Here is a 22,851-nt window from a genome sequence, read left to right as displayed (position 1 = left end):
ACGCAGTCGTCCGGCAGGTCCTCGCCCCTACGGGGAAGCAGCACCATCCGGGGGAGGGGCGCCACCGAGACCACGCGCCGCACAGTCCTCAACCCGCTCACGCGGGCACCCGCCGGGCCGCCGCGTGGCTGGCCATGCGGAAGCAGGGCGGATCCATTGGCATGTTTCGATCATGACTCACTGTGGCCTGGCTTCGGGCGGCTTCCCGGCACACGGACGCAGTCGACGGGCGATGGTCCGATGGGGGTGGTGCGAACTCTAGCTAGGGGGCTAGCTAGAGTTCACCTATGGCACGATCCGGACCGAAGATGACGCTGCCGACGCAGCTCGTCCTCCGCGCGCTCCTCGAGCGCCCGACACAGCCGATGTACGGGCTCGAGCTCAGCCAGGAGGCCGGGCTGGCGACGGGCACGATCCACCCGATCCTCGCTCGCCTGGAGACCGCTGGCTGGCTGACCAGCACCTGGGAGGACATCGATCCCAGCAAGCAGGGGCGCCCACGGCGACGCTACTACCAGCTCAGCAAGGACGGGGTCGAGCGCGCCCGCTACGCGCTCGCGCACGCGCATAGCTCGATCAACCGGATTCCTGGTGGCCTACGGCCTCGCACTGCCGGGAGTGAAGCCTGATGAGTCACCCGGCAGCCCTCACCAGCGATACCCATCACGTCGACGCCGTGAGCGTCCGCGCATTCGCCGTGGAAATTGCCGGTATCAGCGATCGTGCCAGTAGCCTTGCTCGCGCCCTCACCCTGGCTTTCGATCTTGACCGAGTCCGGGATCCAGTCCTTGATCGCGACCTCAAGCGCCCTAACGGTCACATTGGCTACAGCGTAGGCAACCTCGACGATGTGAGCACCCTCGCCGACGATCTAGCCTGCCGCCTCACACAGGCTGCCGACGACGCCCGCAGCCTAGGCCTTGCCTGCGCCAGAAAGCTCGACCGAGCAGGCGGCCTTGCCGGCCTCCTCGTCGGTGCCCGCGATCTCGCCCGCGGCTCCGACCTCATTCGTGCCCACGACCTCGGCCAGGACCTCGTCCGAGTCGTCGCGGAGTGTCATGAGGAGGCCGCTCGCCTGGTCTGCAGTCTGGAGAAGGCCACTGTGGCCCGGTCGAGCAGTCGGAAAGGCTTGCGACCGCCAGGCAGGATCGTGCGCGCCGTGACTGCCATGAACGGCCTCCTCTGAGGGTGACGTGTAGCGGTGAGCCTGCTGAGTGCGCCCACCTGGCTCCTTGTAGCCCTGCTCGTGCTGCTCGTCATCATCCTGATCGGGCCGGAGCGCACCTACCAGCGCGCCGTTGGACTACTGCAGGCGTTCCGCGGGAACGGCCCGGACGGCCAGGTGGCGCCGGCGTCTGGTGATGGGCCGGCAGCGCCCCGACCGCGGGGCTCGGACGGGAGTGCCTCAGAGGACGAGATGATGATGCTCGCGGCCGTGCTCGACACGGGTCGGCAGACGTAGGTCGCCGTCCACGAAGGACCGGTCGCCCGGCAGCGGACTGTCTGCCGGCACCGATCCGTGCGCGGGCCGCGCACACCAGCTCACGCCACACTCGCCGTCATCGATTACGGGTCACGATCCTTCCACGCAGCCACTACGGCCCCAGCGCCGACTCACCCCGGCCTCTACGGCCCGCCGGGTGTCCAGTTTGAGTGCAGACCGGCGGTCGCCTCGACCGCCCGATTCCAGCCCTATGAGGAGATCGTCTACATGAGCGCGGACCTGGAACAGATCGCCGGGCTGCTGCAGCAGCGCAACGCCCTCGACGCCCAGATCGCCGCCGTCATCGACCGACCGGTGACGGCCGGGCACCTCAGTGAGTGGATCGCGGCGCGCGTCTTCGGGGTGGAGCTCGAGCGGTCGGCGAGGGCTGCCGCGATTGACGGCCGTTTCACCTCCGGCCCGCTGCAGGGGCGGACCGTGAACGTGAAGTGGTACCCCAAGCGGGAAAACCTGCTCGACGTCACCGAGTCGGCCGCGCTGGACTACTACCTGGTCTTCACCGGTCCGGTCTCGCCGGCGGTGTCGTCACGCGGTGGATCCCGACCCTGGATCATCACGGCGGTCTACCTGTTCGACGCTCAGCGGGTACTCGGCGATCTCCGCGCCCGAGGCCTCAAGATCAAAGGTCCGGCGAGCGTGCGGGCCGCGCAATGGGAGGCGGCAGAGATCTTCCCGCGGGTGACCAGCGAGCTGCTGACGGTCGAGCCGAAACAAGCACGCCTGCTGCGTCTGTTCGCGCCGCCGGCGGATGGCCCTCGCTGACTCCCGAACTCGGCGACGTCCATGAGTCAATCGGGGTGGTGACCGTTCGTCGTCGGCGCTCGGAGGCGCCAGGGCTGGATGCGCCAGCGCGACTTCCCCCAGGTGCCGACAAGCCACTGGTCCACGCCGTTGGCGCTGACGAGGGGTAGCCGATGGCTCCACGCTGGCGAGTGAAGTCGCAGAACCTTGTCGCTTCACTGGCCCGGCCGGAGTGGTGCCGCGGCTGACGTCTGCGGACTGGTGTGCGGCACCAGCCAACGTGGGTCGGCCTGTGCCCGTCCGGGCTCGGACATCATGTCCGCGGCCCTGCTCGCGATGGCCTCGACCAGCCGGATCGCCTGGAGGACGGACAGGTTCAAAACGATTTCTGTGTCTGCCCCGGCCTGCAGTCGTACCGATACGTCCGCCATCGTTGGCGCCCTTCGTTGCGGGTAAATCGTCCCTCGTTCGGAGGCTCTGTCGACGCTACGGGGAAGCTGACGATGGCGCGGTGAAAGGTGGGTAGCAGCACCGTTGTGGTCCCTGCGGCGGATCGACAGCAGCGCTGGGCAAGGGCAAGCGATCCGTTCAGGCAGGACTGATGCCGGCCAGCGGCCGCCTCGATATGACCGGCCAAGTTCCGCCGCGCTGCCGGGGCGGTTCACTGCCAGGTCGATCGTCGTGTCGTGTACGGCGACCGAGGTCGTCCTTGATAACACAGGGGCGTCAGCCCCTGTCAGACCTTGCGTCCCATCCCCGCGCCGATGATCTTAGCGGCAAGGGTGAGCGGGTCCGGCACGTCGTCGCCGGGGTCGGGCCGCCACAACGGGTTGTACACGACACCCGGCTCCAGCAGCTCCAAACCGTCGAAATACGTTCTGATCTCCTCGAAGGAGCGGAAGCGGCCCGTGCCGAGGTCTCCGAGCATGACCTTCTCGATCTCCGCGGTCTCGGCCCCGCCGTCGACGAAGTGGGTGAGGAAGACGTAGCTGCCCGAGGGCAGGGCGTCGACGTACCGCCGGACCAGGCCACCCGGGTCCTCGTTATCGTTGAGGTGGTGGATGATCGCCACCAGCAGAAGTCCGACCGGCTGGTCGAAATCGATCAAAGTCAGAAGATCCGGATTGGCGAGCACGGAATTCGGCTCCCGCATGTCGGCAGTGATGACCGTGGTCCGGTCGTTCTCCGCCAGCAGCGCCCGCCCGTGCGCCAGGACGATCGGATCGTTGTCGACGTAGACCACCGTGGACTCCGGGGCGATCGCCTGCGCCACCTGATGGGTGTTCTGCACCGTCGGCAGCCCGGACCCGAGGTCGACGAACTGTCGGATACCCGCGTTCGCCATGGAGCGCACGCCCCGGCCGAGCACCGCCCGGTTGTAGAGCGGCACCTGCGCCCCGTTCGGGGTGAGCGCCATCAGCGTGTCGGCGATGGCCCGGTCCGCCGGGAAGTTGTCCTTGCCTCCGAGCAGGGCGTCGTAGACGCGGGCGACGCTCGGCTTGGTGATGTCGATGTCGGCGGGCGTCACCCGTCCGAGGGCATCAACGACGAGCGGCACCGAGGGCGGGTAGCGCGGGTTCTGATGGGACACGGCATCCTAAAGCGGCGAGTAGAGGCGCAAGGTGAACCAGTCAGACCATATCCGGCCAGGCACGGTCTGCACACAGATCAGCTGGCTTCGCCGTGCTGTCCCTCCGCGCAACGCAACTGACCGGCAGCGCCGCCGCCCGTGTGCCTGCGGCCTGGTCGCGTCTGCTGCCCCCGGCCGAACCCGGCGGCAGACGAAGAAGTCCACGACCCCGCGACCACGCCGCACAGGTTAAAGATCAAGCCTTGTCGAGGAAGCCGAGCACCTGGGTGATGCGGCCGTCTGCGCCACATTCGATCACGTCGAACCCAACGACGAGAGGTTCGGCGCCGGCCGACCCGAGGCCCCAGGTGAAGCGGGCTTGGGCGTGGTGGGCGTCGACTGGTCCGGGCGGGGTCATCGTCAGGCCGGGGAACTGGCCCTGCACCGCGATGATCGTCGTGTCGATGGCGTCGTGGCCCTCGGCTGCGGCGATCGGATTGACGTAGCGGGCGTCGGGAGCCAGGACCTTCTCCACGACTGCCCTCCGTGTGGAGGGGTCGGTCTCGTTCCACGCCGTGATGTAGCTCAGGGCCAGGGTTTCGAAGTCGTCCACTGTCGGTCCTCACTCTCGGATTCGTTGCTGGGTGCGTCGCCGCCGACCGCGTCCAAGGAAGCTCGGACGATCAGGGCTAGGGATTGAGGAGATCCGGATCCCGTTGCGGCCCCGGAGGAGCGCCTTTCGTTTGTGGCGTGACCAGGGATTGGCGACCGCCGCCGGAGCCTGTGGAACCGCGCCTTGTGTCCCGCGCCCCGGCGAGGCATCGTGTCGGCGCGCCTCGTCGCTGTTGCACCGCCGCTGCTCGCGCGCTGGCGGGAGGCCCGGCAGCGCCGGCTGTGGGCGGCGGCGGACCATCCAGCCCCCCCGGGGGCCACCACGCCACTGGTGATCGATCCCGACCTGCTGGTCGCGGCCGACCTGCGTAACCGGGTGGCCGGTGATCCGGCGTTCGACCTGTGGACCGCCCGCCGGCAGTGGGTCGACGCCACCTTCGCAGCCGTCCGCGCCAGCCGGGCGGCACTCGGCGGGGCTGCCCCGGCCGACGTATTCGACAGGGTCGTCGCCGACGTCGTGGGCGCACCCCTCAGCGAGCTGACGGAGCTCGACCAGCGGCGTCGGCGCGCGAGCTCGATTGATGCCGAACTGGACGCGCTCCATCTGCTCCCGGCGGAGCTGGCGCGGCTGGTGCGGCTGCGTGAGATGGCCGCCACCGGCATCGTCACCGACGACGAGTGGCGGGAACTCGACCACCTGCTCACGCAGGTGCGTAAGCGCCAGCGGAGGGCGGACTGGCTCGCAGCAGAGGCCGCGATCGCGCTGACGCCGGAGCACTTCGTGCTGTCGACCGGGCCGTGGTCGCCGGTTGCGTGGCGCGCCAGCGCCGTCGAGCGGGCGGATTGGCTGGACCGCCTGCAGGCGCGGATGGACCAGGAGAGCGCGGTCCGCGAAGCCCTGCGGACGGCGGTCAGCGAGGTCGAGCAGGCGGCGCTGCCCCGGTGCCGGGACGGCCTGATCTCGCTGCTCGGCACGACCGGACCGGCCGAGGAGGCTGACCGGCTGACCGAACTGCTGCTGGTCGACTTCAGCGGCGGCGGCACGGAACTGACGACCCGTGTGGACCAGGCAATCGAGACGGTGCAGTTGCTGTTCCTCGGCCTGCGGTCCGGCCGACTGCCGTCGGCGCACCCGGCGCTGGCCTGGACCATCGAGCCGGGCGGCGCGGCCAGTCTCGACGAGGAATGGGCGTGGATGGGGGGCTACGACTCCTGGCGCGCGGCCCTGTTCCTGTTCACCTATCCCCAGGACCTGCTCGCCCCCTCGGTCCGCGACACCAGCGCCGCGGTCCCCGAGACGGCCCGCCCCACGCCCCCCTTCCGAACGCTGGTCACCGCGCTGCGCGGCCAGCAGCGGCCACGTCGCGACATCGTGCTGACCGCGGCAAACGAGTTCCTGGCGACGATCCGGCCGACGCTGGTGAACTTCCCGATCCGGCCCCTGCCCTACACCGCCGGCGACGAGGGCCTGCGCGACGGCCTGCTGGCGTTCGGGTACACCGACCGTCCGACCGCGGCTGACCTGGCCCGCATCCGCGACCTGTCCGCGCGTGTGCTGATCACCCTTGCGGTCGGACACCCGGGACTTCCGAACTACCTGCAGGAGCTCTTCTACTATGTGCCGCTGCTGGTGGCGCAGAACCTGCAACGTGGCGGCGACTACGTGGCCGCGCTCGACTGGTACCGCACGATCTACGCCTTCGACCAGACTGACCTGCCCGACTTCTTCGTACCCTCGGACGAACGCAAGATCTACTACGGGCTTCAGCAGGAAGGGAACGCGCCGGACGCCCTGTCGCGTGGCATCCACTGGCTGCGCGACGAGGTCAATCCGCACGCCCTGGCCGGTCAGTGGTCCAATCCCTACACGCGGTACACCTTCACCTCGATCGCGCGCTGCTTCCTGGAATACGGGGACTTCGAGTTCACCCGGGACACCGGCGAGTCCCGGGCCAGGGCCCGGTCGTTGTACCTGACGGCGCGGTCGCTGCTGCGCGCGCCGGAGCTGGCGAACCTCGCGGGCCCGGGCCTGGGCGTGGCGGTCCCGAGCCCCGTGCTGACCGCGTTACTCACCCGGGTTGACAACCAGCTCCGCAAGCTTCGGCAGGGCCGTAACATCGCCGGCCTGCGCCGTCCGGTCGAGCCTCCGGACGCGGCCGCGTCGACGTCGGCCGGCATGCCCTATATCGGCGCTGGCGGTCAGCTGGTCATCCCCGCGCTGAACCCACCGCGACCCACGCCGTACCACTTCACGGTGTTGCTGGAGCGAGCCCGGCAGCTTGCCGCCACCGCCGCCCAGGTGGAGGCGTCCTACCTGAGCGCGCTGGAGAAGCGCGACGCCGAGGCCTACGGCCGGTTGACCGCCGGCCTGGATCTGGACGTCGCTCGGGCCGGCGAGGCCCTCCAGTCGTTGCGGGTCAGCGAGGCCCAGAAGGGCACCGAGCTTGCCCGCCGGCAGAAGGCCGCCAGCGACGTACGCGCGACCACGTTCCAGCAGTGGATCGACGACGGCCCGAACGAATGGGAGCGCAGCCTCGTCCGGGACTACGACGAGGCCCGGGTCTACCGTGACTGGATGGTGGGACTGGACGCGGCCATCACGGCGGCGCAGGCTGTCGCCTCCGTCTCCTCCATCCCGGGTGCGGCCGCCGCGTCGACGGTTGGCGGGCTTGCCGTGGGCCGGGCCGTGAACGCGACGAGCCTCAACCGCACCGAGCAGGACATCGCGCTGAACACGCTGCGCGCCAGCCAGGAACGCCGCCAGGACGAGTGGGAGCTCCAGCTCGCGACGGCCACCCAGGACGGCCTGGTCGCGCAGGAGGCGATCCTGCTCGCGCTCGACCACGAGGCCATCGTCGGACAGGAGGCCCGGATCGCCGGCCTCCAGGCGTTCGAGGCCCAGTCGGTGACCGACTTCCTGACCCGCAAGTTCACCAGTGCCGAGCTCTACGAATGGATGAGCGGCGTCCTGGGGAACACTTCCTCCAGCAGGCCACCGGCACGGCGCTGCTAGCCCAGAGCCAGCTTTCCTTCGAGCGCCAGCAGGCGTCCCCCAACTACGTCCAGAACGACTACTGGACGCCGACCGAGGACACCGCGACCGTGCCGCGGCCCGCCGGCGGGGGCGCCCCCGCCGGCGCGGCGTCGGTACCGGACCGGCGTGGGCTCACCGGTTCGGCCCGGCTGCTGCAGGACATCGAGCAGCTCGCCCAGTTCGCCTTCGACAACGACCGGCGAAAGCTGAACCTGAGCCAGACGTTCTCCCTGGCGGATCTCGCACCGTTCGAGTTCCAGCGGTTCCGCGAGACCGGGGTGCTGACCTTCGCCACCCCGATGTCGCTCGTCGGCCGTGGCCAACGCGTCGAAGACGTCCCGGACGGCCTCGGCGATCCGCGTCTGCTCGGCCAGCAGCGCGGCGGTGCCGCCGTCGCCGCCGTCGTGGTCGACGGCGGGCGGGTTGACCAGCTCGAAGGTGCGCGTCCGCGCGACGCGGTCGTGGATGCGAACGTCCTCGTCGGGCTCGGCATAGCTGGTCCGGGTATGGGTGGCCAGCACCCTCGTCTCGTCCGGCCACACCACGCGGCCCGCTCCGGCGCGGGTGGGCGCCACCGTGACCGGCTGGCGGCGGGTCGCGCGGCGCGGCGGCGCGGCGGTGGTCCGCCGGCGAGGCTGGCCGTGGGCGTCGTGGTCGCCGGTGAAGGTGAAGCTGGTCATCGGGTCGAGGCCGCGTTCCCACTCGGTGGTGCGTGCGGCGACCTCGAACGCGCTGAACACCGGCGGTCGTCCGGTGGCGCCCGCGGACGGCTCCTGCCGCGGCTGGTAGGCGTGTTCGGTGACCGTGTACGGCCGGTCGCGCCGCTCGGTGGTGTCCAGCGCGTAGACCTCGGTGCGCAGTACCCGGCCGCGCATGGCGCGCAACGCGTCGCGGCGGGCGGTCCGATCGACCCGGCCGGCGGGGTCGCGCAGCCCTCGCAGGAAGTCGTCGACGCGGTCACGGTGGCCGAGCACGTTCGGATCGCCCGCCCAGTACTCGGCCGACAGATCGAGTTCGGCCCACCGGTCGTCAGTGTCGGTGTCCACCGGCCCGAGATGGAACCATGTGCGGGTCAGCGTCGGCGGTGAGAACGACGCCTCCTCGACGGAGCCCGGCGGCGCGCCGGCACGCTGGTCGACGCCCCGGCTCTGGTGATGCGTCTCGCTGTCGGTGTGGTCGACCCGGCCGAAGCCGCGGAACTCCCGCTCGGCACCGTCCCAGTAGCCGTGCCGGTAGGAGTAGGTGCTGGTGAGCCGGCCGCCGGAGATCTGGTCGATGGTCTCGACCCGAGACACGACGGGCACCGCGAAGGGAAGCGGGGCGCGCCACCGGGTGTGTGAGCGGGGGCTGTCCGCGACCGCGTACGACGTCGAGGTCCGGTACTCCACGCGGGTGATCGCGCTGCGGTGGTTGTCGACCTCGGTGAGCAGTCGCGGTTTCACCTCGCCGGTCAGGTCGAGGAAGTACATCGACGGGGAACCGGACGGCCCGGCCCGGCGGCCGCACAGCACGCCGCCGGTACCCGTGCCGAGCAGGTCGACGACCCGGACGTCCCAGCCGGCGGCCGGAACCCCGGACACCGTCACCGGCTCGCTCCAGCCGTTGCCGCTCTGGTTGAACCACACGCTGACGCTGTCGCGATCAACGTGGACAAGATCGGCGAGGCCGTCGCCGCCCACGTCACCGAGCAGCAACCGGGTCTGGTCGTAGCCCGCCGGCAGCCGCGGGCCGCCGGCCATCCGGCGCCGTCCGCCGAAGCGGCCGCGGCCGAGATTCGGCCAGTACTCGACCCTGCCTTCATGGACGAACACGAGATCGGTCAGCCCATCGCCGGTCATGTCCGCCCACCGCACCCGAGGGTCGGTAAAGGTCAGCGGGGGCGGCCCGCCCGTCACCATCGGCGTCCAGCAGCCGCACCCCCGGATCGCGCAGGGTGAGCCCGGCTGGCGCGCCCATCATCGGCCGCGGCCGGTCGAACCGTCCGCCGCCCAGATTGCGCCAGTAGCGGGGGGCGGCGTCGAGCCGCAGCACGTCGGGCAGCCCGTCGCCGGTGAGGTCGACCAGTTCGCAGTCCGGCTCGGACAGCGCGTTCGGAGGCGGTTCGACGCCGGTGACCGGCCGGAACCGGCGGTCGACCAGGTCGAGCCGGCTGTAGCGGAACGATAGGGGCGGCAGGTCGCGGTGCTCGCCGCCGTCGTCATCGAAGCCGACCACCGCCAGGCTGGTCAGCAGTGACACGCGGGTGTGCGGGTCGGACTCGTACCCCAGTTCGTAGCGTCGGACCGGGTGCCGGTCCCCGTCACGCACGGCGGTCGTGATCTCCCGTACGCGCCGACTCGTCCTGATCTCGAACCCGGCGGTGAACGACGAGAACGGGTCATCCCGAACCTCGTCCTCCAACGTGACCTCTGCGAGGAAGCGGAGTGCGCCGTCGGGCCCGGGGTGGTCGGCGTAACGGATCGCCCGCGGCACCGGCAGCCGCCACCGACGGCCCCCAGACTCGCCCGCGTCCGCGCCGTACTCGTAGACGATCACATTTCCGAGCGGGTCCCGGGTCTCGGTCAGCATCCACGAAAAGACCCGCGCCGGCGCGTCGGGGTCGGCGGTCACCGCGGGGTCGCGCCAGGACGGGTCAGCGTCCGCCGGCCGGCGGACACCGTATCGGCTGACCCTTCCGTCCCTGGTCGTGACCTCCCAGTAGTCCTGCTGGCGGGCAGGCCGCCGGATATGGACGTTCCAGGCGAACAGCCCCTCGGTGCGCGGCCGGTACCGGGTTACACCGTCGGTGGGGTCCGCGACCGGCACCAGATCCTCGCTGCCGGACAGGATGAAGGTATCGACGTCATCGTCATAGGTGGGAACGCCGCGGGAAGTCCGGCGGGATATCTCGGGCAGGCTCAGCGTCCAGCCGAGCCCGCAGGGACCGTTGCCGTTGCCAGTGCTGTAGGCCAGCCCGAGCGTGGGCTCCAGCCCGTTGCGGCCGGCCGGAACAGCGAGCGGCACCGTCAGGTTGCCCGTCCCAGTATGGAGATCCGGGGTGAACGTCTCGCCGAGGCCGCGGATTGCGCCACCGCCCTGGGGCAGTGCGAGCAGCTTGTCCGGTGCCTGCGCCGCGTCCCCCACCGGTGCGCCCGACTCGACCCTCGGCCGCCACACCCGCCGGTGCCAGCTCGTGTGCAGGCTAGGCCGTACCCAGACTTCCGCTACCGGCCCCGCGGAAAGATCGTCTACATGAGTGCGGAACTGGAACGAATCGCCGGCCTGCTGCATCAGCGCAACGCCCTCGGTGACTGAACACCGGTAGTGAGCCCTGCCCGCGCATGTTCGACGTACGCACGGGAAGTGTCCCGCCGGCCGCGGCGTGGGCCTCCGCCAGGTACGCCTGCGTCAGCACCACCACGTCGCGCGGGTAGTCGGTCATGGTCTCAATCTTCGGCGTGAGGACCATGACCACTCGCTGGTCTCGCCGGACTGCGTGTCGGCGGTTCGGTGGTCCGAATCGTGCCATGCGCGGAATTATCCGCCACCCTACGTGCTGAGCTAGCCCGGGTGGAGGAGCAGGCTGCCCGGCGCTGGACCATACGCGCAATCTGATCTTCGGGGTACTCGCCAGATAAGACAGCCTCATCCTAGACTCGCCCGCGGCCTAGCGAGCCTGCATTAACACCGCGTCGTGGAGCGGCGCAGGCTGCTGTCGAGCGAACACGGCGATCCTTCCTACCATGAATCACCCACAAACAGGCCGTTCATGAACTGCAACTCGTAGCGGAGGACGCACTCAAAAGTATTTTTCATCATCCGAGTTGGAGGATCAAGATGGTTAATTCTGACAAGCATCCCCAGGGCATCAACCCACATTTTGAAGGGTTCCGATGACCAGTTTTCAATAAACGGCCAAAAAGGTGTACTTCGATCTGCCCAGGGGTGAACGGACCGCCACGCCTCCAGATAGACTCTTTCGGCTGCATACAGCACGGTCAGTGCGGTCGTGTATCCGTCCTGAAGGGAGCTTAAGAGGTACGAGGACCAACTGACCGTCGAAGGGCTTGGTCGTCGCGTCAGATCCACCCCTCTTTCCTTCGCCGCGTTCCGGAACAGGCTAAGCTCAAAGCGTAGAGGTGCAAATCCATCGCATAGCAGGTCTGTTGCGGCTGGATCTTGGCAGTTGAGGACGAGTCCTCCCAGAAATCTGCGGAAGCAAAGGATAAAGTAGTGATCCTCTACGAGCCAGCGATCCGCCGCTTCTCTACTTAGGGAACCGTCGGCGACGGCAGTTATAAACGGATGCTTGACGACGCGCTGCCAGAGTGGCCCGAAATCACCCTCTAGGATCTCGATCATTTTCCCCGTCCGTGCCGAAATTTGAGTCGGGTAGCGATAGACTTATAGAATAGAATTTCTTTGGTCGAATTGTTTCGAATAATCGCCTTAACTTTAATGGAATCATCGCATTAATCTTATCTGAGGTTTGTGGTGGCGCGGCGGCGTGGCGGTGTTTTATGGGCTTTTGTTGGGTAATTGGTGGCGCAACAAAATTTTAGATTTAGCTTCGAGTGGTTTTCTCGGGGAGTGCCAGAGGTCGCTTGTTCAGGTTGAGCCGCTCGCCCTCGGGCCCGGTGGGTCACTCTCGGTGTCCACTTTGAATTGCCTGGCATCAGTCGGCACGCGGTCTACCAGGGCATCTCCATCGTCGCCGCAGAAAGCCATACGGGGCTCAGCGCACGCTCCGTGTTGTCGGTGTCAGGGAAAGATTGACTTTGCTACGTTAGTCCAGATCTTTCGCGCCTCGACGAGGTGTGATCGCGGGTTGGTCTCCCACTCTTGTTGATATTGAGTTATGCCGCTCGGCGGCCATGCCGCTGGCGCCAGCGGCACGGCCGTGTCATGGGGGCGAACTCCGACACTGGCACCGGCGGCCGGGCCAGGGTGTGTTCGAGTCGGCTGGGTTCGAGTCGTGGCGGGCGGCGTGGGCGGCTGGAGTCCCGTCACACCGCCGGGTCGGACGTCAGGTCCCGGGAACTGGACCCTGGCCCGGCCTCACCAGACCGTGATCGAACGCGAACACCACCGCCTGCATGCGGTCACGTAGCCCGAGTTTGTCCAGGATCCGTTTGACGTGAGTCTTGGCCGTTGCCTCGCCGACGTGCAGCCGGGCGGAGATCTCCGCGTTGGACAGGCCCCGTCCCAGTAGGAGCAGCACCTCGTGTTCGCGCTCGGCCCGCGGTAGACCGGACCGGTGGGACGGTGCCATCCGGAGCGGGAGGGCGATACCCGGCGACTGGTCGATGTGGTGACGGGCCCGGTCGTTGAGGCTGGCGTGGACGCACGTGGAAGGCCCGCTGGCGCTGTCCGCTCAGGCGACCGTGTGGCGACAGCTGCCCCCGCGGGACCTCAGGATGCCGGTCCCGCCGCGTGGGTCCCGAGGCCGCCGGTACTGGTCACGGCGCCCGGGTGATCGTAATGGCTCGTGGTGGGTGTGCCCTGCCGCCAGGCCGAGGAGAGCTCCTGGTTGAGCGCGCGTTCCCGGTCCGGGTCGTCTGGCAGCGGAAGGTGCAGGGCCGTCAACAGGTCGAAGCGGTGCAAGTCGAACGCGGCGCGCACGGACTCGCTGTAGGCGAGCGCCGCCCGTACGGCTCCGACGTAGGCGAGCCGGGCGATCGCGAGCGGTATCAGGGCCAGGCATGCCCACCAGCCGGCAGCCGGTAGGAGCAGCGCGGCGGACGTGGCGGCGGTTGCGGCCATCGTCACGGACAGCCGGGCCGCCCCGTCGAGCGTGTTGCGCCGGTCGGTCACGATCAGCCGGGTCGGCTCTCCGAGTACCGGATACAGTCTGGGCCAGGTGACCACCGCGTCGAGCCCGTACGGCTCGCCGGCCTGCCACTCCATCGCGGCCAGGACGTTGCCGAGCGCAGTGGGACGAACCAGATCCTCGAGCGGGTACCCGCGCCGCAGCCGCGCCCCAGCGAGCCCCGCGGTCTGGACCACGGCGTACGAGGGTTCGGTGTTCTCGTCCTGCGGGAGCTCCGCCCGCGCGGCCAGCCGTGCCCGACGCCGCAGCTGGAGCGCCCGCGAGCCCCTGGTCACCGGAGCCGCCCAGCGCGGCCAGCCGCCCTCGAGGAGCCGCACGACGCCCAGCTGCAGCGGATGGCCGAGGGCCGCGCCGAGGATGACGGCGAGCGTGACGGCCAGCACCTCGCCCGCGCCGAGCCTGGCGGCCGTCTGCCAGGCGTGGTCGAAGTCGGGGGCGCTGCCGGGGGCGCCGGCCCAGACCAGGGTCAGGACGAAGATCGTTGCCGCGCAGGTGGGCAGGTAGTCGACCAGGTAGAACCGGCCGCCTTCGAGGCCCGGGGTCGCGGCGTCGAGATTCACCGCTGCAGTTCCAGGGTGCCGTGGCCGTTGGGGCACACCGGCGCCAGCCGCGCGTCGAGGTGGATCCGGCGCCGCAGTACCCCGCAGGTGGGGCAGCGGTAGCGAAGGATCTCGTAGCGCAGCGACTCACCTGGAAGCGTGGCGCCGTCCCCGTCGCCCACGGATCGCACCGCCGGCGCGCCGAGCCCGTCGAGGTAGTCGCGGGTGGTGATCCCCACGATCCGCCCGCCGACGCCGACTGCGACCTCCCGCAGGAAACGGTCGGTGACGAAGAGGGACTCCAGCGCGTCCGCCGCGTCGGCCACCCCGAAGCCCAGAGGCAGGTCCAGGACCGGCATGCAGTCCGGGAGGGGCGTGGCGGATCTCGACGCGTCGAGCAGGATGTCAAACTTCTCATCGCCCATGGTTCCCTGACGTATCAGACCATCACTGTCCGCGTCCAGCCCGTAGATTGAGCCCAGGGGCACAACGAGCTCGGGAGGCCTTGAGCATGAGGCCAGTCGCGGGGGAGGGCGCGTCCGCCGCGCTGTGGGCGCGCATCGAGGCGTACGAGGAGGGTGACGACGAGGCGCTCACCTCAGCCGCAGCCGTCACCGAGGCCGCGTTGCTGCGCGACTCGCTCGACCCCGACGACACGGTCGCGCTCGCCGCGCTCACGAAGCACCACTGGTATCGGTTCCACGCCGGCCTCGGCCCCGAGGAACTGGCCGCCGGCATCAGCGCCGCCGACCGGCTGCGCGAGCTGGACCCCGACGCCCTTCCCCCTGCGCTGCGCGACGTGCTTGACATCGTCGACGCGGCACTCACGGGCGAGGACTTGACGCTGGACTTCGGGGACGACGTCGAGTGGCGCGACGGCTACATCCACCTCCTGTTCACCCTGGCCCAAGTGTGGTGGTTCGCCTACATAGACGCGGACGCGACCGGGGACGCGACCGCCGGACCGGTGCATGATCGGGCCGTTGCGGCGATGAGCCTCACCCGTGCCGTCATGCCGGGCGACGACCGGCTCCGCCCACTGGCCACGGGACTGCTCGGCCGGTATCTGTCGACCCGGGGCGCCCGCACCGGGAACCCCGACGACCTCGCCCACGCCGCCGCGCTGCTGCGCGAGGCCCTCGACGCGACCGCTGTCGGTGACGAGTTCCGAGGATCACTGCACAGCTTCCTCCTCGAGACGCTCGCCACCGTCGTGACCCAGGACGACACCCCCGCGGGCGGCATCGCGTTCGCGCAGGCGGCGACCGAGGCGCTGCGCGAGCTCGGCCCGGGCGAGAGCGACTTCCCACACCTCTCCGAGCTCGCAGACAACTTCGCGGCCCACCGCCTGGCCGCGGATTTGGCCCAGGACCGGGACATCGACGAACGAGTCGCATACGCCCAACTCGGCACCCTGACCCGCCCCGACGCGACGCCCGAACGCGCGGGCGCGCTGTACCAGCTGGCTACCGCGCTGCACGCCCGCGCCGGCGCCCGGCTCTCATTAGCGGACAACACCGAGGCGATCGCCGCGCTGCGCGAGATGGCAGGGCTTCTCGCGGACGCCGCCCAGCCCGCCCAGCGCGCATTGCCGCACACCCTGCTCAGCGTGCTCCTCGACCAGCGGCTCGGCTTCACCGGCGACCCCGCCGTCGTCCCGGAGGGGGTCGCCGCCGCCCGGCGCGCGGTGGAGCTCCTGCCGGCGGACAGCGACCTCAGGGCGTACTGCCTGACGAATCTCGGCTGCGTCCTGGCCATGAGCTACGACGTGAACGGGGCGCTCGCTGACCTGGACGAGTCCCTCGACGTCCTGCGCCGAGCCATCGACGAAGGCGCGGAGACCAACGCCAGAACGCTGTCCGTCCTGGGCACGGGCCACGTCTACCGCTACGACAAGGCCGGGAACCCCGTCGATCTCGAAGCAGGCGTCCGCTGGACGCGTGCGGCCGTCGACGTCATGGCCCCGGACGATCCGGGACGCGCGGACTGGCTTGGCAACCTCGCCACCGCGCTCCTCACGTGGCACCGGCACGCCGGCGCCCCCGAGCTGCTGGACGAAACCGTGGAGCTGTTCCGGGAGGCGGCCGCGCTCACGCCACCGGAGCACGCCGACCGGGAGCGGGCCCAGTCCAACGTCGGTGACGCGCTGACGGAGCGCTACCAGTCCACCGGCTCCCCCGACGACATCCAGGAGGCCGTCACCGCCGCCCGCGAGGCGGTGACCCACGCTGTGCCCGGCACACCGGGCACGGCGAAGTCCCGGACCGTGCTCGGCAATGCCCTGCTGTACCGCTACGAGCTCACCGGAGACCCCGCCGACCTCGACGAGGCCATCGACCTGTCGGAGCTGGCGGGCCGCGCGGGCGGTGCCGCCCCGGTCACCGCCCGCGACCACAACAACCTCGGCGTCGCGCTCCTCGTCCGCTACGACCTGACCGGCTCAGGCACCGACCTCGACCGCGCCATCGCGGCCTACGGGCAGGCGCGCGCGCTCGCCATCCCCGGCAGCGGCGAGGCCGTCCGCGCCCTGCTGAACCTGGGCAACGCCTTCGAGTACCGCTATCGGGTCATCGGGCGGCGCGACGACCTCGATCAGGCTGTCGCCCTGCTGCGCGCCGCGGCAGCCGCCGGTCCCGGCGCGGCCGAGCGGCCGAGCGGCCGATGGTGCTTATCAACCTCAGCAAGGCCCTCACCACCCGCCATACGCTCGCCGCCAGCCCCGAGGACCTCGACGAGGCGGTAGGCGCCATGGAACAGGCGCTCGCCGCCCTGCCTCCAGACCACGTCCGCCGGGCCCGCTATCTCAGCGCCCTCGCCGGCGTCCTCTTAGAGCGCGGCGAACACACCGGTTCGCAAGCAGACCTCGCCGCCGCCGTCGTCCATGCCTGGGCCGGCGTCGAGGCGACCCCCGACGGGGACCCCCGACGCGCCGGCCACCTGCTCATCCTCGGCGACGCGCTCATCGCCCGGCATCACCTCACCGGCGGCCCCGAGGACCGCGCCGACGCGCAGCGGGCCCTGCGGACCGCCGCCGAAAGCGCCGTCTCCCCGGTCTCCCTGCGCGTCCGGGCCGCGCACAGGGCCGGCGCGCTCGCTCTAGAAGATGGCGACCTCGACGCGTCGCTGGCCTGCCTGGAGCAGGCCGTGCTGCTGCTCCCGCTGCTGGCCTGGCGGGGCATTCCCCGTGCTGACCAGGAGCGCAAGCTCACCGAGCTGACCGGTATCGCGTCCACCGCGGCGGCCGTGGCGCTCGCCGCGGGGCACCCCGAACGCGCTGTCGAGCTGCTGGAAGCGGGCAGGTCCGTGCTGTGGGCCCAGATTCTGGACACCCGAGAGGACCTCACCGCGCTGCGCGCGGTACGCCCCGGCCTCGTGGACCGCCTCACCGAAGTCCGCGCCGCGCTCGACGCCCAGCTCGACCACGACCTCGGCGGGCTCGCCCCGCCGAGGGCTGACCGCTCCGTGCTCGCCCGCCGCTTCGACCAGCTGGTCGCCGAGGCGCGGGCGCTGCCGGGCTTCGACGGCTTCCTAAAGCCCCGCTTGTTCCGGGAGCTATCCGCGGCGGCCGTCGAAGGACCGGTCGTCGTCGTCAACTTCAGCGGTCTGCGCTGCGACGCCCTGGTGATCAGCGATGGCGCAGTGCGAGTCGTGCCACTCCCCGAACTCGACCCGGCGACGCTCGCCCGGCACCTCGACAACGTGTTCGGCACATTCGATGAGCCGCCAACAGGCCTCGCGGCCGTGGTCCGCGCCCATCTGAGCGTCAACGGCCTGCTGGAATGGCTGTGGACAGCCGTCACCGGCCCGGTCCTCGCCGCCGTCGGGCCGGCGCGCCGGCTCTGGTGGTGCCCCACCGGCCTGCTCTCCTTCGTGCCGCTGCATGCGGCCCTGCGCCCCGGCACCCACGAGTCGGCCCTGGACCACGTCGTCTCCTCCTACACCCCCACTCTGCGTGACCTGATCACCGCCCGCTCCCGGCCCGAACCGCCCGAGCCTCGGGTGCTCGTCGTCGCCATGCCCGAGACGCCGGGCGCGCCCGACCTGACGGTGGAGCCCGAGACCGACGCCTTGGAGCGGCTCTTCGGCGCGCGCGCCACCGTCGTCACAGGCCCCGGCGCGACCCGGGGCCGTGTCCTCGACGAACTCGGCCGCCACTCCTGGGTGCATTTCGCCTGCCACGGGCGCCAGGACCTGGCCGAACCGTCACAGGGGGCGGTCCTGCTGGCCGACGAGCCCCTCACGGTCCTGGACTTCGCCCGCCTCAAGCCCGCCGACGCTGAGCTGGCGTTCCTGTCCGCCTGCCGGACAGCGGCCGGCGGGGCCGCCCTGCCCGACGAAGCGATCCACCTTGCCTCCTCGCTGCGCCTAGCCGGCTTCCGACATGTCATCGCCACCCTGTGGCCCCTCTACGACGTCGTCGCACCACAGGTCAGCGAGGACGTGTACACAGCCCTGGCCGGCGGCACCGGCACCTCCCGTACGGCGGAACTGCTACACGACGCGGTAAACCGGCTGCGCGGCGCCGCGGTCGGCCACTCACCGGCCGTCTGGGCACCGTATATCCACATCGGCCCCTGACCAGGAGGGCGCATCAGCACGCTGGCGACATTCGCGCTGCCGGACGTGACGACGTATCTGGCGGACTCGATTCCGAGTCTGGCGATGAGCTCGCCGAAGAAGCCAGCGAGTGCGGCCACCCTGGCAGCGCTGGGGACGCTGTCCGCCGCCACCCGCGGCCGGTGGCGGATCAAGGCTGGGCCGAGCTGGACCGAGCCGCTCGCGCTCTACGTCGCCGCTGTAGCCGACCCCGGCGAACACTCCGGGACCGTCCTGCGTGCTGTCGCCGCCCCACTACTCGAGGCCGAGCGCCTGGCGCACGCCTCGCGCGCCGATGACCACCGGAAGGCACTCCGGCGGCACCACGTCGCCCAGCGCCGGTACGAGACGGCCGTGGAGGCGGCCGCCCAGGCGCCTGCGGCACAGGCGCGGGAGGCCAACGAGCGGGTGATCGAGGCGATCGAGGATCTGGCCCGCCATCCCGAGCCCGATGACCAGCGGATCACCGTCGGCCACGTCGAGCCGAGGGCGCTGCCGGTGCTGCTCGCCGCCGAGGGAGGTGCCCTGGCCCAGCTCGCGACCAGTGGTGGCCTGCTCGCTGCCATCGCCGACCCAGGTGACGCCGAAGACGGCTGGGTGGCCCTGTTCACGCTCCTGCGGGCCTACGACGGCCAGGCGCTGTCCATCGACCGGGAGCCCGACCTGCACGTCCACGTTGAAGAGCCGTTCATGGCTCTCGTTGTGACCCTCACGCCCGAGGAGATCGCCAGTCCCAGCGCCCGCCAGCACCTGCGGGGCCTGCTGCCGCGGCTGCTGTTCGCCGCGCCCGCACCGATGGCCGGAACGCGGACGACGGACTCGCCAGCGATGCCAGACGAGGTGAACACCGTCTGGGCCGGAGCCGTTCGTGGCGTCCTTGACGCCGCGCTGCGCGCCGACGGCATCACGATGGTGGAACTGGAGCCGGCCGCCCGGGAGATCTTCGAGGTGTTCCGCGCCGGGTGGGAACCGCGACTGCATCCCGAGACCGGCGACCTCGCCGACATCCAGACGTGGGCGACCAAGCATCCGGGGCGGGCCGCGCGCATCGCCGCGCTGCTGGCGCTGGCCGAGGACCCGGCGACCACCACGGTGGGCGTGGAGCATGTGTGGGCCGCCGTGAACCTGGCTGAGGTCCACATGGCGCACGCGCGGGTCGCGCTGACCGGTGCGGGCGTCGAGGGGGCGGCGTGAAGAACCCGCGGAAGGTCGGAGACGCCTTCGAGCGGCGCTGCAAACTGATCCTGGTCAACGACCACGGCTACCGGGTGACCCGCTCCTCGGCCTCGGCCGGGCCGTACGACCTCGACGCGGAGAAGTCGCTGCCGGTCGAGCTGGGGACTGGTGGGGGCGAGAGACCCAGCGGATGCTGATCCAGGTCAAGTACACCGGCCGGGGTCCGCTGGGCATCCCCTACGTGCCGCCGGGTGAGTGGAACGTGCTGTATCACGCGCGGCATGCGACCGACCCGCCTGGGTTGGATGACCACGGTCACCCTCACGCGCCAGGGCCGGGCCGCGGCACGCGCCGGCACCTCGACGATGCCGGTCCGGACGCCGAAGCCGGACCTCAGTGCCCGGTCGTGGGAGGTGCTGGCGCTGCTGTGGATGGCCGACCAGCGCGGGGACCTGCTGCGCTGGGGGAACTCCACGACCGTCGAGCGGCGGTTGATCGACGGGCACGCGCCGCCGCTCGCGGAGCGAAGTACCGGCGCGCTCGGCTACCGGATCACCGTGCGGGGCCGGGAGTTCTACCGCGATCACCACGCCGTCCACGTCGCCGCCTACCCGGACATTCACGCCCCGCATCCGGACGGGCCAGCCGCGGAACCCTGGCCGGCGGAAGCCGACGCGATCCTCGTGCGGCATCGCCTGTACTACCGGGCCCTGTGCGCCCAGTGGCGAGCGGCTCGCGACGCCCAGCAGGCCGCGGCGGTCGAAGCCGCCGCGGGCCCGCCCGACTTTCCGTCCGTCCTGCCCGCCGCGGTGATGGCGCCGGCCGCCGAGCGCCACGGGCTGTGGCGCGAGACCGCCCGGCAGCGGGCCGATCTTGCAGGGGCGCACGCCGCGGACCTGTCCGGCCAGGCCGAGCGTGCGGCCCGCACTTACGCCGTCGCGGCGCTGGCCGCGTTCCGCGCGGCCGCCACGAGCGCCGACCCGCTGGCCGTGCTCGCGCCGCCCTGCGAGATCGATGCCTGGGACGAGCGGCTCCTGGCGCCGCCTCCCGAGACCGGCATCCACGCGATCGACGCCGCGGCGAAGAGGCTGTTCGCGGTGGCCGTCGGTGCCCCGCTGCCGCGATGCGGTCCCGCTCCCAAACGCCGTGTTCGCCGTGCACCATCCGACGCCGGCCCGCCGCCTGGCGACGCGCTCGACACCCTGGCCGAGTTCCTGCGCGGGCAGGTCGAGGGCGGCGCGCTCACCCGCCGGCTGCATCCCATCGGCCGCTGACGTCGGACCGGTCACGGCCGCGGGCAGCCTGACCGCGGCCGTCAGGACCAGTCGTGCGCCGGTCTCACGGCGGACCCGCAAGGTGGCGCTGGAGGTTGGCGTGCCGGAACTCCCACACGGCCCCGGCCTGGCGCAGGACGCCGCGATCGTGGGCGTCGGTGAGGAAGGCGATGAGGCGCAGCGGCTGCTTCCGCCGCGCGGCAAGCCACAGGCGGGTCACCCCCAGCCGTCCCCACGCGGAGCCGAGCGCGAATGTGAGGGTAGCTGTAAGCCCGGCCGGAAGCCCGGCCGGAAGCCCGGCCGTGAGCGCATTGTCCGTGAACCCCACGGTGAGCCCGACCGTGAGCCCGAGAACGAGCCCCATTGCGAGCCCGCTGGCCCGGTCCTGGACCAGGATGGTTCTGGGATCTGTCGCCCGTCTCGTCTCCGCCGTGGGGTCAAGTCTGATCCCGACTACGAGCCCGAGCGCGAGCCCGAACGGGAGTCCGGTCGACAGCCCGGCCGACAGCCCGTCCATGAGCCCGTCCGTGAGCCCGACCGCGACCCCGATTGTGAGCCCTACCGCCAGGTCGAACAGCCGCGGCGGTCGCAGAGCCATGCGGCCGGGGGAGGCGCTGCCAATCAGGAGTTCGACCGCGGGCCCGACCGCGAGCCCGAACACGAGTCCGAGCGCGAGTCCGACCGCGGGCCTGTCCGCGAGCCCGAATGCGAGCCCGGAGGTGAGCCCGTACACGAGGATCGAAAGTGCTCGTGGGGTGGCCCGGGACAGCTCCCACCAGGAGAGGGCGGTGGTCTCCAGGCGGTGTTCGAGGTGATGGGCGAGGAAGACGAGATAGCGGGTGGCCTGGCTGGCGGTCCAGCGAGTGGGCTGGTCGGGGTGGGCCCGGTAGGCGGCAGGCAGGTAGCCGTCGAAGAGATGCTGTTCGACGGCCTGCCGGGTCGGCAACGTGGTCAGGTCGGAGGGGTCGGGCAATCCGCGGATGAACTCGCCGGGGCGGGGGTTGTAGATGGTGCGGGCGAGGCTGGCGGCTAGTGGGGTGGAAAGCGCCTGGCCGAGGGACGTGGTGGGGTCAGCCAGCGCGGTGAGGGCCTGTTCCCATCTGGTGAAACCGTTGTTGCCAGATCCGGCTAGAAGGTAGTCCCCGACCACTGCCGAAGTGAGCGGCGTTAGGCGGATGCCAGCGGCGCCGTCGAGGTGGATTGGCTGCCAGTCGGGCTCGGATTGCACGGCCGCACGAAACTCCTCGGCGCGGCAGCTCAGAACGAGTCCGATGTTGCTGCGCAGGCCGTCGTTGATAGCAGTCAGGGCCTGGTCCCTGCCGCCCACGCGGATCTCATCGAGCCCGTCGAGGACAGGAAGGATCAGCCCAGCGTGCAGCAGCGCCGCGGCGCGACTGTGCCCGGTGGCCGCATCTACGGCGGACAGGTGTGGGTACTCGCGCAGGATCTGGTTTTCCAGCCAACCGTAGAGACTCAGCTGGTCAGGATCCCAGGAAGCTAGAGGGACCAACAGCGGTACCGGTTGGCCGGGCTGGCGACGTGCTAGAAGATCCAGGGCCCGCTTCGCCCCGTCGCTGCCTGTTGTTGCAGCTCAGGCCAGGTGTGGACCAGGTCGGCGCCGGCGGCCTGCCAGAACACCTCGAGCGGTGGGCGGCCCACCCCGCGGCGGGTTGCTTCGATGTCCCACTGGTCACGGACCAGGTCGGCGAGCCGGTCAGCGACCTTCTCTAGGTCCAGATCGCCAGACCTGGCGGCCGCCTTGTCCGCGAGGAAGGCCGCGACCGGCATCGCCACCGCCACCACGACCAACGCGGCAGCCCAGCCGCCCTGCCCGGCCAGCCACGCCACCGCAACAGCGGCCACAGCTACGACGCCGACTATCAACCAGATCGGGCGCGGCCCCCTCCTGCGTCCCCCGTTGGCGCTCATAGCGAGCAATCATCCACACTGCGCGAACATGCGCGCGTGGTGGCAGGCGTGAGCGCAGCTCTCCGTG

General features: G+C 70.6%; 20 protein-coding genes and 1 pseudogene. 10 read left to right on the top strand and 11 right to left on the bottom strand.

Annotated elements, in window-relative coordinates; genetic code table 11:
* Window positions 1-308: 308 nt before the first annotated feature.
* The 4 genes from FRANEAN1_RS24675 to FRANEAN1_RS24665 all read left to right on the top strand — a co-directional run bounded on the left by FRANEAN1_RS24675 (window position 309) and on the right by FRANEAN1_RS24665 (window position 2,266).
* Complete coding sequence (locus tag FRANEAN1_RS24675) at window positions 309-629, top strand: helix-turn-helix transcriptional regulator (protein WP_041254764.1); 321 nt, start codon at window positions 309-311, stop codon at window positions 627-629.
* The gene (locus tag FRANEAN1_RS41495; protein ID WP_157472788.1) at window positions 629-1,186 is read left to right on the top strand and encodes a hypothetical protein; all 558 of its coding nucleotides are present in this window, start codon (window positions 629-631) and stop codon (window positions 1,184-1,186) included. The genes FRANEAN1_RS24675 and FRANEAN1_RS41495 overlap by 1 nt, the downstream gene beginning before the upstream one ends.
* Window positions 1,187-1,201: 15 nt before the next feature.
* Complete coding sequence (locus FRANEAN1_RS24670) at window positions 1,202-1,462, top strand: hypothetical protein (RefSeq protein WP_041254762.1); 261 nt, start codon at window positions 1,202-1,204, stop codon at window positions 1,460-1,462.
* A 249-nt stretch (window positions 1,463-1,711) separates the two neighbouring features.
* Window positions 1,712-2,266, top strand: coding sequence for a hypothetical protein (locus FRANEAN1_RS24665; protein ID WP_157472787.1), 555 nt, complete (start codon window positions 1,712-1,714; stop codon window positions 2,264-2,266).
* A gap of 194 nt (window positions 2,267-2,460) precedes the next feature.
* On the opposite strand, the gene FRANEAN1_RS24660 is transcribed toward FRANEAN1_RS24665, so the two are convergent.
* The 3 genes from FRANEAN1_RS24660 to FRANEAN1_RS24650 form a co-directional block, all read right to left on the bottom strand.
* A complete protein-coding gene (locus tag FRANEAN1_RS24660) occupies window positions 2,461-2,676 on the bottom strand; it encodes a hypothetical protein (RefSeq protein ID WP_020462513.1) in 216 nt (71 codons plus the stop codon).
* 305 nt (window positions 2,677-2,981) lie between these two features.
* Window positions 2,982-3,803 (bottom strand): SAM-dependent methyltransferase, encoded by an 822-nt coding sequence (locus tag FRANEAN1_RS24655; RefSeq protein ID WP_049796010.1) that lies wholly within the window; start codon window positions 3,801-3,803, stop codon window positions 2,982-2,984.
* Window positions 3,804-4,071: 268 nt separating this feature from the next.
* On the bottom strand, window positions 4,072-4,428 hold the full coding sequence (locus FRANEAN1_RS24650; RefSeq protein ID WP_020462511.1) for a nuclear transport factor 2 family protein: 357 nt from the start codon (window positions 4,426-4,428) through the stop codon (window positions 4,072-4,074).
* Window positions 4,429-4,638: 210 nt separating this feature from the next.
* On the opposite strand from FRANEAN1_RS24650, the gene FRANEAN1_RS24645 reads away from it, so the two are divergent.
* Entirely contained in the window at window positions 4,639-7,440 is a 2,802-nt protein-coding gene (locus FRANEAN1_RS24645) for a neuraminidase-like domain-containing protein (protein ID WP_020462510.1), read from the top strand.
* Here the strand turns inward: FRANEAN1_RS24645 and FRANEAN1_RS24640 are convergent.
* From FRANEAN1_RS24640 to FRANEAN1_RS24620, 6 genes and pseudogenes are all read right to left on the bottom strand, one after another.
* Entirely contained in the window at window positions 7,437-9,299 is a 1,863-nt protein-coding gene (locus FRANEAN1_RS24640) for a toxin TcdB middle/N-terminal domain-containing protein (RefSeq protein WP_198145362.1), read from the bottom strand. The genes FRANEAN1_RS24645 and FRANEAN1_RS24640 overlap by 4 nt on opposite strands.
* A complete protein-coding gene (locus FRANEAN1_RS24635) occupies window positions 9,259-10,584 on the bottom strand; it encodes a SpvB/TcaC N-terminal domain-containing protein (RefSeq protein WP_198145361.1) in 1,326 nt (441 codons plus the stop codon). The genes FRANEAN1_RS24640 and FRANEAN1_RS24635 overlap by 41 nt, the downstream gene beginning before the upstream one ends.
* A 594-nt stretch (window positions 10,585-11,178) precedes the next feature.
* The gene (locus FRANEAN1_RS39560) at window positions 11,179-11,802 is read right to left on the bottom strand and encodes a TenA family transcription regulator (protein WP_020462509.1); all 624 of its coding nucleotides are present in this window, start codon (window positions 11,800-11,802) and stop codon (window positions 11,179-11,181) included.
* 664 nt (window positions 11,803-12,466) lie between these two features.
* Window positions 12,467-12,673: pseudogene (locus tag FRANEAN1_RS24630) on the bottom strand (LuxR C-terminal-related transcriptional regulator); the annotation flags it as partial.
* Window positions 12,674-12,852: 179 nt separating this feature from the next.
* Window positions 12,853-13,830 carry a hypothetical protein gene (locus tag FRANEAN1_RS24625; protein ID WP_020462507.1) on the bottom strand — a complete coding sequence of 326 codons (978 nt, stop codon included), beginning with the start codon at window positions 13,828-13,830 and terminating at the stop codon, window positions 12,853-12,855.
* A complete protein-coding gene (locus FRANEAN1_RS24620) occupies window positions 13,827-14,234 on the bottom strand; it encodes a hypothetical protein (RefSeq protein WP_020462506.1) in 408 nt (135 codons plus the stop codon). Before FRANEAN1_RS24620 ends, FRANEAN1_RS24625 begins: the two co-directional genes overlap by 4 nt.
* Window positions 14,235-14,320: 86 nt before the next feature.
* Between FRANEAN1_RS24620 and FRANEAN1_RS24615 the strand changes: the two genes are divergently transcribed.
* The 5 genes from FRANEAN1_RS24615 to FRANEAN1_RS37405 all read left to right on the top strand — a co-directional run bounded on the left by FRANEAN1_RS24615 (window position 14,321) and on the right by FRANEAN1_RS37405 (window position 20,855).
* Window positions 14,321-16,552, top strand: a complete 2,232-nt coding sequence (locus FRANEAN1_RS24615) for a hypothetical protein (protein WP_041254756.1) — start codon at window positions 14,321-14,323, stop codon at window positions 16,550-16,552.
* Window positions 16,471-18,387, top strand: coding sequence for a CHAT domain-containing protein (locus FRANEAN1_RS24610; RefSeq protein ID WP_049795755.1), 1,917 nt, complete (start codon window positions 16,471-16,473; stop codon window positions 18,385-18,387). The genes FRANEAN1_RS24615 and FRANEAN1_RS24610 overlap by 82 nt, the downstream gene beginning before the upstream one ends.
* Before the next feature lie 45 nt (window positions 18,388-18,432).
* The gene (locus FRANEAN1_RS24605; RefSeq protein WP_041254753.1) at window positions 18,433-19,599 is read left to right on the top strand and encodes a YfjI family protein; all 1,167 of its coding nucleotides are present in this window, start codon (window positions 18,433-18,435) and stop codon (window positions 19,597-19,599) included.
* On the top strand, window positions 19,596-19,778 hold the full coding sequence (locus FRANEAN1_RS24600) for a hypothetical protein (protein WP_041254751.1): 183 nt from the start codon (window positions 19,596-19,598) through the stop codon (window positions 19,776-19,778). The genes FRANEAN1_RS24605 and FRANEAN1_RS24600 overlap by 4 nt, the downstream gene beginning before the upstream one ends.
* 108 nt (window positions 19,779-19,886) lie before the next feature.
* Window positions 19,887-20,855, top strand: a complete 969-nt coding sequence (locus FRANEAN1_RS37405) for a hypothetical protein (protein ID WP_049795754.1) — start codon at window positions 19,887-19,889, stop codon at window positions 20,853-20,855.
* Between the two features lie 64 nt (window positions 20,856-20,919).
* Here the strand turns inward: FRANEAN1_RS37405 and FRANEAN1_RS24590 are convergent, their stop codons facing one another.
* Together FRANEAN1_RS24590 and FRANEAN1_RS44015 are read right to left on the bottom strand one after the other, a co-directional pair.
* The gene (locus FRANEAN1_RS24590; RefSeq protein ID WP_020462503.1) at window positions 20,920-22,365 is read right to left on the bottom strand and encodes a hypothetical protein; all 1,446 of its coding nucleotides are present in this window, start codon (window positions 22,363-22,365) and stop codon (window positions 20,920-20,922) included.
* 32 nt (window positions 22,366-22,397) lie between these two features.
* Window positions 22,398-22,718 carry a hypothetical protein gene (locus tag FRANEAN1_RS44015; RefSeq protein ID WP_347176747.1) on the bottom strand — a complete coding sequence of 107 codons (321 nt, stop codon included), beginning with the start codon at window positions 22,716-22,718 and terminating at the stop codon, window positions 22,398-22,400.
* Window positions 22,719-22,851 lie beyond the last annotated feature (133 nt).

The organism is Parafrankia sp. EAN1pec (assembly GCF_000018005.1).
In the GTDB taxonomy this organism is placed as follows: Bacteria; Actinomycetota; Actinomycetes; order Frankiales; family Frankiaceae; genus Parafrankia; species Parafrankia soli.
The sequence above is the reverse complement of the archived record's forward strand: the minus strand, read 5'-3'. Positions and strand labels throughout refer to the sequence as shown.

Coding starts and splice junctions, on each gene's coding strand:
- FRANEAN1_RS24675 (WP_041254764.1), top strand. CDS start 309: ATGACGCTGCCGACGCAGCTCGTCCTCCGCGCGCTCCTCGAGCGCCCG.
- FRANEAN1_RS41495 (WP_157472788.1), top strand. CDS start 629: ATGAGTCACCCGGCAGCCCTCACCAGCGATACCCATCACGTCGACGCC.
- FRANEAN1_RS24665 (WP_157472787.1), top strand. CDS start 1,712: ATGAGCGCGGACCTGGAACAGATCGCCGGGCTGCTGCAGCAGCGCAAC.
- FRANEAN1_RS24660 (WP_020462513.1), bottom strand. CDS start 2,676: ATGGCGGACGTATCGGTACGACTGCAGGCCGGGGCAGACACAGAAATC.
- FRANEAN1_RS24640 (WP_198145362.1), bottom strand. CDS start 9,299: ATGACCGGCGATGGGCTGACCGATCTCGTGTTCGTCCATGAAGGCAGG.
- FRANEAN1_RS39560 (WP_020462509.1), bottom strand. CDS start 11,802: ATGATCGAGATCCTAGAGGGTGATTTCGGGCCACTCTGGCAGCGCGTC.
- FRANEAN1_RS24620 (WP_020462506.1), bottom strand. CDS start 14,234: ATGGGCGATGAGAAGTTTGACATCCTGCTCGACGCGTCGAGATCCGCC.
- FRANEAN1_RS24615 (WP_041254756.1), top strand. CDS start 14,321: ATGAGGCCAGTCGCGGGGGAGGGCGCGTCCGCCGCGCTGTGGGCGCGC.
- FRANEAN1_RS24610 (WP_049795755.1), top strand. CDS start 16,471: ATGGTGCTTATCAACCTCAGCAAGGCCCTCACCACCCGCCATACGCTC.
- FRANEAN1_RS37405 (WP_049795754.1), top strand. CDS start 19,887: ATGACCACGGTCACCCTCACGCGCCAGGGCCGGGCCGCGGCACGCGCC.